The sequence below is a fragment of the Mycobacterium sp. genome, from assembly GCF_025933915.1.
Classification (GTDB): Bacteria; Actinomycetota; Actinomycetes; order Mycobacteriales; family Mycobacteriaceae; genus Mycobacterium.
Window position 1 is genome coordinate 1 of the sequence record NZ_JAICZA010000143.1, and the last position, 12,045, is coordinate 12,045.

Annotated in this window: 12 protein-coding genes; 5 read left to right on the plus strand and 7 right to left on the minus strand. The window is 68.5% G+C overall.

Going from position 1 to position 12,045, the window contains the following annotated elements; genetic code table 11:
* From Q0W90_RS19180 to Q0W90_RS19190, 3 genes are all read right to left on the minus strand, one after another.
* A partial coding sequence (locus tag Q0W90_RS19180; RefSeq protein ID WP_297775864.1) for a M20/M25/M40 family metallo-hydrolase occupies positions 1-343 on the minus strand: 343 nt, incomplete at its 3' end.
* Between the two features lie 184 nt (positions 344-527).
* Positions 528-1,685, minus strand: coding sequence for a PPE family protein (locus tag Q0W90_RS19185; RefSeq protein WP_297592335.1), 1,158 nt, complete (start codon positions 1,683-1,685; stop codon positions 528-530).
* Positions 1,686-1,722: 37 nt separating this feature from the next.
* Positions 1,723-2,547 (minus strand): PE domain-containing protein, encoded by an 825-nt coding sequence (locus Q0W90_RS19190; RefSeq protein ID WP_297700410.1) that lies wholly within the window; start codon positions 2,545-2,547, stop codon positions 1,723-1,725.
* Between the two features lie 347 nt (positions 2,548-2,894).
* On the opposite strand from Q0W90_RS19190, the gene dapD reads away from it, so the two are divergent.
* Positions 2,895-3,848, plus strand: coding sequence for a 2,3,4,5-tetrahydropyridine-2,6-dicarboxylate N-succinyltransferase (dapD, locus tag Q0W90_RS19195; protein ID WP_297592331.1), 954 nt, complete (start codon positions 2,895-2,897; stop codon positions 3,846-3,848).
* On the opposite strand, the gene Q0W90_RS19200 is transcribed toward dapD, so the two are convergent.
* The 4 genes from Q0W90_RS19200 to Q0W90_RS19215 form a co-directional block, all read right to left on the minus strand.
* A complete protein-coding gene (locus Q0W90_RS19200; RefSeq protein WP_297592443.1) occupies positions 3,845-5,110 on the minus strand; it encodes an MFS transporter in 1,266 nt (421 codons plus the stop codon). The genes dapD and Q0W90_RS19200 overlap by 4 nt on opposite strands.
* A gap of 216 nt (positions 5,111-5,326) precedes the next feature.
* Positions 5,327-6,742, minus strand: coding sequence for an acyl-CoA synthetase (locus tag Q0W90_RS19205; RefSeq protein WP_297775869.1), 1,416 nt, complete (start codon positions 6,740-6,742; stop codon positions 5,327-5,329).
* Between the two features lie 29 nt (positions 6,743-6,771).
* A complete protein-coding gene (locus Q0W90_RS19210; RefSeq protein WP_297775872.1) occupies positions 6,772-7,680 on the minus strand; it encodes an alpha/beta hydrolase in 909 nt (302 codons plus the stop codon).
* Between the two features lie 353 nt (positions 7,681-8,033).
* Complete coding sequence (locus tag Q0W90_RS19215) at positions 8,034-9,494, minus strand: aldehyde dehydrogenase family protein (RefSeq protein WP_297592325.1); 1,461 nt, start codon at positions 9,492-9,494, stop codon at positions 8,034-8,036.
* 199 nt (positions 9,495-9,693) lie between these two features.
* On the opposite strand from Q0W90_RS19215, the gene Q0W90_RS19220 reads away from it, so the two are divergent.
* The 4 genes from Q0W90_RS19220 to Q0W90_RS19235 form a co-directional block, all read left to right on the plus strand.
* Entirely contained in the window at positions 9,694-10,239 is a 546-nt protein-coding gene (locus tag Q0W90_RS19220; RefSeq protein ID WP_297592323.1) for a MaoC family dehydratase N-terminal domain-containing protein, read from the plus strand.
* Entirely contained in the window at positions 10,239-10,637 is a 399-nt protein-coding gene (locus Q0W90_RS19225) for a Zn-ribbon domain-containing OB-fold protein (RefSeq protein WP_297592322.1), read from the plus strand. Before Q0W90_RS19220 ends, Q0W90_RS19225 begins: the two co-directional genes overlap by 1 nt.
* A gap of 88 nt (positions 10,638-10,725) precedes the next feature.
* Positions 10,726-11,193, plus strand: coding sequence for a MaoC family dehydratase (locus Q0W90_RS19230; protein ID WP_297592320.1), 468 nt, complete (start codon positions 10,726-10,728; stop codon positions 11,191-11,193).
* Positions 11,190-12,045: lipid-transfer protein (locus Q0W90_RS19235; RefSeq protein WP_297700416.1), on the plus strand; the 856-nt coding region annotated here is incomplete at its 3' end. The genes Q0W90_RS19230 and Q0W90_RS19235, both read left to right, overlap by 4 nt.

Genomic DNA, 12,045 nt, shown 5'->3' on the forward strand with positions numbered 1-12,045 from the left:
GCACCGGTTCGGCGACGGTGGCGGCGAGATGGAGAAATACCGCGTCGCCGGATTTCATGTCCGCGGTGCCGCAGCCATGCAGTTCGCCGTCCTCCTGGCGGCTGGGCAGGTTTCCGGCCGCCGGGACGGTGTCCAGGTGGCCGGCCAGCAAGACTCGCGACGGCCGCTCGTGTCGCGTGCGCGCCAGCACGGCGTTGCCGTTGCGGACGATTTCGAAGCCGGAGGCCTGAGCGCGCAGCGCGGCCTCGACCTCGTCGGCCAGGCGCGCTTCGTTTCTCGATTCGCTGGGGATGTCGACCAGCGCCGCGGTCAGCGCGATCGGATCCCCGCGTAAGTCCAGCACGCTCTCAGGGTAGTGGCGATCGCCAGCGCGGCGGAGCCGGGCGCAGCGGGTCGCCACCATTTCGGTAGTGGCGATCGCCAGCGCGGCGGAGCCGGGCGCAGCGGGTCGCCACCATTTCGGTAGTGGCGATCGCCGATGATGGCGAGCCGCCGCGGAACGGCACGCCGGGCCGGGCGGACACGCTTTAGACCAGCAACCGCGTGGGCATCACCGTGGGCTTGACACCGTAACGCGGCCCCATGCCGTATCCGCCGCGCCCGGCTGAGGCGACCGCCGGCATACCGGTCGCCCACGTCGTGCGCGTCTCTTCGATGGGGGCGGCCCACCCCGAGCCCGCGAGCGTCGCGGCAGGAGCCGCGGGTGTGGCCGCGGACCAGGCGACCGGCGTCGACAAGCCGCCGACCGGGGCGGCCGAGCCCATGCTCGCCAGCACCGGCGCGGCGCCCAGGCCCGCGGTGCTTATCGGGGCCGTGGCGCCCAGCAAGGCGCCGCCGCTGACCGCGCCTCCCAGATCGCCGGCCAAGCCGGCGGAGGCCGCCGCGTCCAGGGTGTGGTTGTAGAGGACGTTGGACACGATGGTGTTGAACACGTTCCAGGACACCACGTCGAAACCGGCGTTGCCGACGTTGTTCACCACCGGGTTGCCGAGAAAGCTGTCCAGCCCGCTCAGGCCCGGCGGCGGGTCCAACGGAGCCGCCAGTTGCCGCATCGCGTTGGGCGCGCTGGATACCACCTGCTGGAGGCCGCTCGTCTGCGCGCTCGTGGCCGTGGCCCGAGAAACGGCCGCGGCTTGCGCGCCCAGCCCGCCAGGGTCGTTGGTCGGCGCCGGCGAGGTCAACGGGCTCAGCCGGGCCGCGGCCGCGGACGCCGCCGCGTAGCCATACATGGCGGCGGCGTCTTGGGACCACATTTCGCCGTACTGCGCCTCGGTGGCCGCGATGGCCGCGGCGTTCTGGCCCAGGACGTTCGTCGCGGTCAGGGCCGCGAGCTGGGCCCTGTTGGCCGCGATCAGCGGGGGCGGCACCGTCATCGCAAAGGCCGCCTCATAGGCGGCCGCCGAGGCCATGGCCTGGGAAGCCGCCTGCTGCAGCTGGGCGGCGGTGGTGTGCATCCACGCCAGGTACGGCTCGACGGCGGTGGCCATCACGGCCGAGGAGGGACCGATCCACTCCTCGCCGGTCAGGTTCGAGATCGCCGACTGGCTGGCCGAGGCAGTCATGCTCAATTCGTCGGCGAGGCTGCTGAATGCCGCGGCGGCGGCCATCATCGGCCCGGCCCCCGCGCCGGTGTACATGCGGAGGGAGTTGATCTCCGGGGGAAGTGCTCCGAAGTCGAAAGTCATTGCGTCGCTCCTGTTCTGTGCTGTTGTCCGCTGGGTGTTAGATGGCCGGCTTGGGCATCACGGTCGGCTTGATGCCGTAGCGCGGCGCGCCGAGGCCGTAGCCGCCGCGTCCGGCGGTGGCCATCGAGGGCAGGCCGCCCGGCACGGCGGTCACCGGTGCGGTGTGGGGCGCGGCGCTGGTGAAGCCCGCGCCGACCAGCTGCGCCGGGGTCGGGTTCACCGTCGGAACGCCACCGGCCGCCCAGCTGGGTGGCACCGACAACGCGCCGATCGAGGGCCCGCGACCCATGCTCGCCAGCACCGGCGCCGCTCCCGCGGCCGCGGGGGCGGCCGGCGCGGGTGCGGCGGCGGTTGCCGAGGTGAGTCCCCCCGTGAAATTGGGGATCCCGGCCGCCCCTGGGACGTTGGCGAATTGCCCCTCGCCCAGGGTGATGAAGTCCGACGCGGCGGCACCGACGTTCTGGCCCCACCCGATCCCGGTCCCGAGGGTGGTGCTTCCCGCGGGCGGCGGGTCGGTCGCCGCGTTGGTGACGGCGTTGGGCGTGATGGCCTGCAACGAGGCGGCGCTGGTTGTCACCCGGTTCGCGGTTTCGGTCTCGCCGTATGAAGCGGCGCTGGTGTTCAGGTTCTTCACCAGCGTTTGGTGAATCGCGCTTGCCTGGGTGCTGACCTGCTGGTACCACGCGCCGTAGGCGGAAAACTGCGCGGCCTGAAGGGTGGACACCTCGTCGGCGGCCGCTGGAGCGATGCTCGTGGTGGGCGCCGCGGCGGCGGCGTTCTGGGCGTCCATGGACGAGCCGAGCGCCTCGAGCATGCTCGCCACGGCCATCAGCGCCTCGGGCCGAGTAGTGACAAACGACATTGTTTTCTCCTTCTCTAAACGAGCCGGCCCCTTGCGGACCCGCGACGTTGGCTCTCCGCCAGGCCCAGGACATGACCCGCCGATCCCCGGGAGCGAGGTACCCGGAAACGGCCAAGTTCACGCGGTTGACCTGGCAAGACGGCTGACCTAGAAACGCACGATGCAGCGGCTGCGCAGCGAGGGCCTCCGAATCACGTTGCGCGGGTCAGCTTTTCATACGCGGCCACGCAGACGGCCCGTTGCGCCGGTGTGTCGGCCCGGCAAAAGCGCAGCTGATCCACGGTGTTCCGGGCATCCCCGCCGGGGTGACGGACCCGCGGCGCGGATCAGCAAGTAACCTGACCGCCGTGACAAGAGCAGCAGGTGCCGAAGGGATAGGCCTGGCAACGCTGGCCGCCGACGGATCGATCCTCGACACGTGGTTTCCCGCACCGGAACTGACCGAATCGGGCACCGGTGCCACGTCGCGACTCGCGCTTTCCGACGTCCCCCCCGAACTGACCGCACTGATGGGCCGGGACGATGACCGCGGCACCGAGACTGTCGCGGTGCGCACGGTCATCGGCTCGCTGGACGACGCGGCCGCCGACGCCTACGACGCCTACCTGCGGCTGCATCTACTGTCGCACCGGCTGGTGGCGCCGCACGGGCTGAACGCCGGCGGCTTGTTCGGGGTATTGACCAATGTGGTCTGGACTAATCGCGGGCCCTGCGCCGTCGAGGGATTCGAGGCCGTCCGGGCCCGGCTGCGCCGCCACGGGCCGGTGACGGTTTACGGCGTCGACAAGTTCCCGCGGATGGTCGACTACGTGTTGCCGACCGGGGTGCGCATCGCCGACGCCGACCGGGTGCGGCTCGGCGCCCACCTGGCCCCGGGCACGACGGTGATGCATGAAGGCTTCGTCAACTACAACGCGGGCACGCTGGGGGCGTCGATGGTGGAGGGTCGCATCTCGGCCGGCGTGGTCGTGGGCGACGGCTCCGATGTCGGCGGTGGGGCCTCGATCATGGGCACGCTGTCCGGCGGTGGCACCGAAGTCATTTCGATCGGCAAGCGCTGCCTGCTCGGCGCCAACGCGGGCCTGGGCATCTCACTGGGCGACGACTGCGTCGTGGAGGCCGGCCTCTATGTCACCGCGGGCACCAAGGTCATCACGCCCGAGGGTAAAGAGGTGAAGGCGCGCGAGTTCTCCGGCTGCAACAACCTGTTGTTCCGGCGCAATTCGCTGAGCGGGGCAGTCGAGGTGGTGGCCCGCGGCGGCCAGGGCATTGCCCTCAACGAGGACCTGCACGCCAACTAGGCGATTCCGAGCGTCGTGCCGTTGGTTTCGGGCAGCAGATAGGTGCACACCAGGCTGACCGACGTGAGGGCGGCCAGCATCAGCCCGATCGCCCAGCTGCCGTAGGTCGCCAGCAGGGTCCCGGCGATCAGCGGCGGCGACGCGCTACCCACGATGCCCGCAAGGTTTTGTGCCAGCGCCGTTCCGCTGTAGCGGTAGCGGGTCGCGAACAGCTCGGGGATGAACGCCGCCGTCGGGCCGGAGCCGATCGCCGCGGCGATGCACATGCCGACGATCGCCACCGCGTAGCCGACGGGTTTGCCCGTGTTCAACAGCGGCATCACCAGAAACGACCACAGCAGACAACACGTCCACCCCACCAGCATGATGCGGCGGCGCCCGAGCCGGTCGCACAGGATGGCCGAGGCCACCATGAACGCGATGCTCGCGAACCCGCCCAGCGCGCCGACGAACCAGATGAAGTTGCGCGAGTACCCCAGGTGCGAATGCGCGTACAGCGCCAGATAGGTGTTGGCCATATAGATGAACCCCAAAGCGCCGAGGATGCTGCCCGCGGCCAGCGCGATCTCACGGCGTTGCAGCCGCAGCAGCTCCGCGAGCGGTGTTTGGGGTATCAGCTCACGCGCCTTCTCCTCCGCGAACACCGGGGTCTCCTCGATGTTCAGGCGCACATACAGCGCGAGCGCGACCAACACCGCGCTGAGCAGGAACGGCACCCGCCATCCCCACTGCAGAAACGCCGGACTGCCTTCGCCGACGGTGAGATTCACCCCCAGAAAGGTTGCGCTGCTCAGCACGGCCGCGGTGCCGCCGCCTATCAGGGTGAACACGCCGTATCGGCCGCGCTGGTCGGCCGGCGCGTATTCGGCGCTCAGCAACGCCGATCCCGCCCATTCGCCGCCGACGGCGAACCCCTGCAACAACCGAAGCGCGACCAAGATCAGCGGTGCCGCGCCACCGATCACCCCGGGGCTGGGGACCAGGCCCACACTCACCGTTGACAGGCCCATGATCAGCAGCGTGGCGACCAGAGTCTTCTTGCGCCCCAACCGGTCCCCGAAGTATCCGAACACCGCCGCACCGAGCGGCCGGGACAAAAATGCCGTCGCAAACGTCCCCATCGAAGCGATCGTGGCGCCGGCGGGGCTGAGGTGCGGGAAGAACACCGTCGGGAACACCAGCGCCGCCGCGGTGCCGTAGATGAGGAAGTCGTAGAACTCGATCGCCGAGCCGACGAGACACGCGGCCGCGATCCGCCTCATCGGCGTGGACCCGACTACGACGGTGGCGGCGGCGCCAGCGGGTGACCGGTTCCGTACCATCACTCGTCCGACGGTAGGTGAAGCTTTGCGGTCACGCTCGCGAGATAGCCTGGCAAATTCCTGCGCGTTGCCGACCGACCGGTCGCGAGCGTGCGTGTCTGTACGACGACACGCCGGGCGGCGCGTACAACTGCGCACGCTCGCGTGGAAAGGCGCTCAGCCGTCGGACAGCAGCTGCTTCTTGAGGACCTTGCCCATGGCGTTGCGCGGCAGCGCGTCGACGATGCGCACCTCACGCGGCCGCTTGTGCACCGAAAGCTGTTGTGCGACATAATCGATCAGATCGTCGGCGTTGGCCGCTCCGACGACGTACGCGACGATGCGCTGTCCCAGGTCCGCATCGGGCATCCCCACCACCGCAACCTCCTGCACGCCCGGATGCCCGAGCAGCACCGTCTCGATCTCGCCCGCGCCGACGCGGTAGCCACCGGACTTGATCAGGTCGACCGACTCGCGTCCCACGATGCGGTGCATCCCCCCACCGTCGATGACCGCGACGTCGCCGGTGCGGTACCAGCCGTCGGTGTCGAAAGCCTCGGCGGTGGCGTCCGGTCGATTCAGGTAGCCGTCGAACATCATCGGACCGCGAACGTGGAGCTTCCCGACGGTCTCCCCGTCGTGCGGCACCAGCCCGCCGTCGTCGTCGAGCAGCCTCGTTTCCGCGCCGGCCAGCGGCAGCCCCACCCAGCCCGCGCGCCGCTCGCCGTCGGCGCGGGTGGACAGGGTGATCAGCGATTCGGAGGCGCCGTAGCGCTCGAGGGGCTGATGCCCGGTGAGGGCGGACAACCGGTCGAACACCGGAACCGGCAGCGGTGCGCTTCCCGAGACCAGCAGCCGCGCCGGGCCCAGCGCCCGGGCGGCCGCCTCGTCGGCCACCACCCGCGACCACACCGTGGGCACGCCGAAAAACAGCGTGCCGCCGAGGTCGGTGCCGGCCTGGGCGTAGCCCGCGGGCGTCGGCTTTCCGGTGTGGACGAAGCGATTTCCGATCCGCAGCGAGCCGAGCAGGCCCAACACCAGGCCGTGGACGTGGAAGAGCGGCAACCCGTGCACCAGGACATCGTCGGTTGTCCATTGCCAGGCTTGCGCGAGCGCGTCCAGGTCGGCGGCGATCGCTCGCCGGCTCAGTACCACCCCTTTGGGCAGCCCCGTGGTGCCGGAGGTGTAGATGATCATCGCGGTGGCGTCGGGCGACGGCTCGGAATAGCGGTGCCAGGAGCGGGCATGCGTGCGCACCGGGATGTGCGGCAGCCCTTCGGGCTCGTCAGACACCGGCCCGAGCCAGGCTTGCGCTCCGGAATCGGTGAGCATGTGGCGGCGTTCGGCCGCGCCGACATCCGCGGGCACCGGGACGAAGGGCACTCCGGCGATCAGGCACCCGGTGACGGCCAGCACCGTCTCGACGGTGGGCGTGGCCAGGATGGCGACCCGGCCCGCGCCGCCGACCCGCTCGGCCACCGAGGTGGCGGCGCCGACGAGGTCGCTGCGGCTGAGCGCGGTGCCGTCGATGCGCACCGCGTCGGCGATATCGGTGGCGGTGATGGCCGAGGGATTCAGGGACGCCAGCAGCACGTCAGCAGGCTACCCGGCGCCACGGAAGGTCAGTTCTGCTCGTCCCAGATCTTGATCAGGGTGGACAGGATCTCCTCGCCGCGGCCCAGCCCGGCGAGGTGGCTTTCGCCGGGCAGCACGAATAGCTCGCAGTCGGGCAGCAGGGACACCACGTGCTCGCCGTGGGCGAACGGGACGATGTGGTCGCTGTCGCCGTGCCACCAGCGGACCGGGACCTTGACCTCGTCGAGCCGGAATCCCCAGTCCCGGGTGAACAGGATGATGTCGTTGAAGGGGGCCGCCAGCTGTTTGCGGCTGCCGTTGAGCAGGTCGTCGAGAAACATGGCGCCGAACTCGGGCCGGGTGAGCAGGCGCCGATCGGCCTCGGGCGATATCGCCGCGTACAGATACAGCGCGGTGCTCGCGACCGGACGAATGGCCCGGACCACCAGGCTGGCGCCGATCCGCAGCGGGTCACCGCCCAGCCGCAGCAGCGGCGCCACCCGCTTGCCCAGGTTCATCAGTCCGCTGGTGATCCCCTCGTCGCCGACGAACGGTGCGACACCGCCGAGCACGCCGGCCGCGACGACCCGATCGGACAGGACCGCGGCCGACGCGAGCGCGTACGGACCACCGCCGGACAGGCCGATGACGGCCATTTTGTCGATGCCGAGCGTGTCCGCGATGGTCCGCAGGTCGTCGCCGAACGCCCGGATGTTCTCGTACCGATGGGGTGTCGACGAGCCGATCCCGGGGCGGTCCAGCCCGATCAGCCGGATCTTGTGGTTTTCGGCGTAGAGGCGGGCTTCGGTGGGAATCTGGCGCCGCGCGCCGGGGGTGCCGTGCAGCCAGAAGACCGCGCGGCCCCGCGGGTCACCGAATTCGGCGAAGCCGATCTGGCGGTCTGCACCGACGGCGACGTTTCCTTCGAGTTTGGGGCGGGCGATCTCGATGGCCATGTCGAGCAGCTTGGCATGTCGTGCGCGGTTTACCAAAGGCTCCCCGAGCCAGGTTCGGGACGCTGGCGCTGATCGCCCATCCCAAACGACCCGATTGCTCGTCCAGGAGCCGTCCCAGCCCCGCGTGCCGTCGAAGAGATGTTGCGGTTTACCGGCCCTTGAGACACACCGGACGCACCGCAACGACGGAGGTCGAGATGCGCGGCCACCATGTTACCTCCGGTAATGCAGATGCCGGTGCGGTTTGGACCCGCAACCGAATCGATGCGCTGGTTGCTCAAGTAGCTACGTCGTCGTCGGAAAGATCTAGGGCGCAGAGCATTTCGGGGACTCGAGCCCGGCAAAGGGTCCCGTCACGCCGGAATACCGATGGCCATCGGTTCCATGTATTGATGGATCCCGCCGATGCCACCGCCCTCACGGCCCAGCCCGCTGAGTTTGAAGCCACCGAACGGCGCGCCGCCCGGACCGCAACCGTTGACCGCGATCTGGCCGGTACGGATGCGGCGCGCGATGCCGACGGCACGGTCCACGTCACCGCCCCACACCGCACCGGAGAGCCCGTATCGCGAGTTGTTCGCGATGGTGACCGCGTCGTCGTCGTCGCGGTAGCGCAGCACCGTCAACACCGGACCGAACACTTCCTCTTGCGCGATGGTCGAATTCGGCCCCACCTCGGACAGAATCGTCGGCTCGAAGTAGAAGCCAACGTCCAATCCGGTCGGGCGGCCACCGCCGGTCACCAGCTTCGCCCCGTCGTCGAGCGCACCGGCGACATGCGCCTCGACCCGATCCCGTTGCGCCGCACTGATCAGCGGACCCATCTGCACGTCGGGTTCGGTGGGATCGCCCACCTTGACCTCGCGGGCCAACGCGGCGAGGCGGTCGACGACGTCGTCGTGCAGCGAATCGGGCAGCAGCAGCCGGCTGTGCAGGATGCAGGCCTGTCCGGCGTGCAGCGAGCAGCAGTCGAACAGCATCTGCTGCAGTATTTCGTCGGTGATTTGCGCGTCGTCGAGGACGATGCTCGCGGACTTGCCGCCCAGCTCGAGCAGGATCCGCTTCATCGTGTCGCCGGCGGCGGACATGACCTGGCGGCCGACCACCGAGCTGCCGGTGAAGCTCACCATGTCGATGCGCGGATCGGTGGTCAGCAATTTGGCCGCTTCGACGCCGGACGGGGTGACGACGTTGACCACGCCGGGCGGGATGTCGGTGTGTTCGTCGATGATTCGCGCGAGCGCCAGCCCGGCCAGCGGGGTCAGCGGCGAGGGCTTGAGCACGACGGTATTACCCGCGGCCAGAGCATGATTCAACTTCATCACGTTGAGACAGTGCGGGAAGTTCCACGGCGTCAGCACCGATACGACACCCAGCGGCGCATGACGCAACAACGTGGTTCCGGCGCCCATGCCGGTGACCTCTTGGTCGGTCAGCTGGGTGGCGAGCTGGGCGGCGTGCAGGGACATGAACCCGGCGCCGTCGATCTGCATGATGCGTTCGTTCGCGATGCAGCCCCACTCGACCTGGGACAGCGCGAAGAAGTCGTCGGCGTGCTTCATCAGCGCGTCGCCCAGCTGGTTGAGGCACCCGGCGCGCTGCTCGGCGCTCATGGTCCGCCACGGTCCGCTGTCGAAGGCTCGGCGCGCGGCGGCGATCGCGTCACCGACCTGGACGACGCTCGCGTCGGGTGCGGTGGCGATGACGGTTTCGGTGGATGGGGAGAGGTCGTCGTACCGGCCGTCCTGCGGCTCGACCCAGTTCCCATCGATGTAGAGCTGATAGGTCTCGACTAGCGCCTGTGCATCGGCCATGTGCTTCCTCCGGTCATCTGATCACTTGGTGTACCCGTCCCAGCACCCGCCGTCAATCATCATTTGCGCGAATTCCGAGCTATTCCCCGTACTTTGCTGTCGTATTGACAGCATGCGACGGCGCAGAGTACACACATTTCGGCGAGACAGATCGCATCAATCTGTCGGATCCAGGTGTTCTGCGAGAGGGGCTTGCTACGTGACCGACTCAGAAACCGTCAGCGCCAAGGTGCGGGCCCTCGTCGGGCAGCCGACCGGTGGCACCGGAAAACCCTCGCTGGCGCCGGACCCGGTGAACCAGCCGATGATCCGGCACTGGGCGTACGCGATGGCCGACATGAACCCGGTATATCTCGACCCGGAGTTCGCGGCCTCGTCACGGTTCGGCGGCATCGTGTCGCCACCGGTAATGCTGCAGTCGTGGACGATGCCATCGCCGATCCTGGAGGGAATCGGCGAACGGGGTGGGGCGCCGATCGAGATCAAAAGCAACCCAACGGCATTCCTCGATGAGGCTGGGTACACCAGCACGGTGGCGACCAATTCGGAGTTCGAGATCGAGCGTTACCCGCGGCTGGGCGACGAGATCAGCGCGACGACGGTCTACGAATCGGTCTCCGACGAAAAGAAGACGGCGCTGGGCACCGGCTTCTTCCTGACCTGGCTGACGACCTACACCGACCAGAACGGCGAAGTGTTGGGGCGGCAACGATTCCGGGTGCTGCGATTCAGGCCGACAAACTGATGGCGGCCCGTCTGGCGCCGGCGATCACCGGCGACACCGAATTCTTCTGGAATGGATTGCAGGAGAACAAACTCCTGATCCAGCGCTGCGGCGGATGCGGACAGCTGCGTCACCCGCCGCGCCCGATGTGCCCCAACTGCCGTTCCCTGGACTGGGGGGCGATCGAGTCGTCGGGCCGCGGCACCGTCTACAGCTACGTGATGCCACACGAACCCAAGTTTCCGTTCTTCGACTATCCCTACGTCGTCGCGCTCGTGGAACTCGAGGATGGGGTGCGGCTGGTGTCAAACCTGACCGGCATCGATCCGTCCGACGTGACACCCGGATTGCCGGTGGAGGTCTACTACCAGACGTTCGATGATGGCCTGGTGCTGCACCAATTCCGGCCCCGCGGCTAGGTGCGGTCATGGATCTCAGCTTCACCCTCGGCCCGGCCGCCGCCGCGCAGCTGGCCCACCTGGGTGCAACCTATTCGGAAGGACACGCATGACGACCACCGCCGGCCGGACCACCACCCTGCGATGGCAGGACATCGCGGTGGGTGACGAGGTCACGGCGCTCGAAATCCCGATCACCACAACGATGATCGTTGCCGGAGCGATCGCCACCCGGGACTTCATGCCGGTGCACCACGACCGTGACTACGCCAAGAAGCAGGGCTCGCCCAACTTGTTCATGAACATCTTGACCACCAACGGCTACTGCGTGCGCTTCCTCACCGATTGGGCCGGGCCCGAAGCGATGGTCAAGAACCTGTCGATTCGCCTGGGCGTGCCCTGTTTTCCCGATGACCCGCTGCGCTTCACCGGCAGCGTCACTGGCAAAACCGAAGGCTCGGGGGGAGAGAACTTCGTCGAAGTGACCTTCGCGGGCGCCAACAGCCTGGGCGACCACGTTTCGGGCACTGCGGTGCTCAGCCTGCTCGACGGTTGCTTCGAAAGGGAACAAGCATGAGCAGGACGCTGCCGGGCGCGGCGGCCATCGTCGGGATCGGTCAGACGGAGTTCTCCAAGGAATCCGGACGCAGCGAACTGCAATTGGCGTGTGAGGCGGTCAGCGCCGCTCTGGACGACGCCGGCCTGACGCCCGGCGACGTCGACGGCATGGTGACGTTCACCATGGATTCCAGCGACGAGATCGACATCGCGCGCAACGTGGGTATCGGCGACCTGAGCTTCTTTTCCCGCGTGCACCACGGCGGGGGTGCCGCCGCCGGCACCGTGGTGCACGCGGCGATGGCCGTCGCGACCGGTGTCGCCGACGTGGTGGTGTGCTGGCGTGCCTTCAACGAACGTTCCGGCTTCCGGTTCGGCGGCAGCGGACGCAGCATGGCCGAAACACCGGTGTTCATGGCGCATTACGCGCCGTTCGGTCTGCTCACTCCCGCGGCCTGGGTCGCGATCCACGCCCAGCGGTACATGTCGACGTATGGGGTCACCAACGAGGATTTCGGCAGGATCGCTGTTGTCGATCGTGCGCACGCGGCGAAGAATCCCGACGCCTGGTTCTACGAGCGCCCGATCACCCTGGAAGATCACCAGAATTCGCGCTGGATCGTCGAACCCGTGCTGCGGCTGCTGGATTGCTGCCAGGAGAGCGACGGCGGTGTCGCGCTCGTCGTCACCAGTGCGGAACGCGCCCGGGACCTGCGGCAGCCCCCGGCCGTCATCACCGCGGCCGCGCAGGGAGCGGCCTACAACGGCGAGATGATGACCAGCTACTACCGCGACGACATCACCGGGCTCCCGGAGATGGGGGTGGTGGCCCGGCAACTGTGGCGCGATTCCGGCCTCAAGCCGCAAGACA

Bases quoted from the DNA above. Each gene is read 5' to 3' on its own strand.
- Q0W90_RS19225 (WP_297592322.1), top strand. From the start codon at position 10,239: ATGGCGGCCCGTCTGGCGCCGGCGATCACCGGCGACACCGAATTCTTC.
- Q0W90_RS19210 (WP_297775872.1), bottom strand. From the start codon at position 7,680: ATGGCCATCGAGATCGCCCGCCCCAAACTCGAAGGAAACGTCGCCGTC.
- Q0W90_RS19230 (WP_297592320.1), top strand. From the start codon at position 10,726: ATGACGACCACCGCCGGCCGGACCACCACCCTGCGATGGCAGGACATC.
- Q0W90_RS19215 (WP_297592325.1), bottom strand. From the start codon at position 9,494: ATGGCCGATGCACAGGCGCTAGTCGAGACCTATCAGCTCTACATCGAT.
- Q0W90_RS19200 (WP_297592443.1), bottom strand. From the start codon at position 5,110: ATGAGGCGGATCGCGGCCGCGTGTCTCGTCGGCTCGGCGATCGAGTTC.
- Q0W90_RS19190 (WP_297700410.1), bottom strand. From the start codon at position 2,547: ATGTCGTTTGTCACTACTCGGCCCGAGGCGCTGATGGCCGTGGCGAGC.
- Q0W90_RS19185 (WP_297592335.1), bottom strand. From the start codon at position 1,685: ATGACTTTCGACTTCGGAGCACTTCCCCCGGAGATCAACTCCCTCCGC.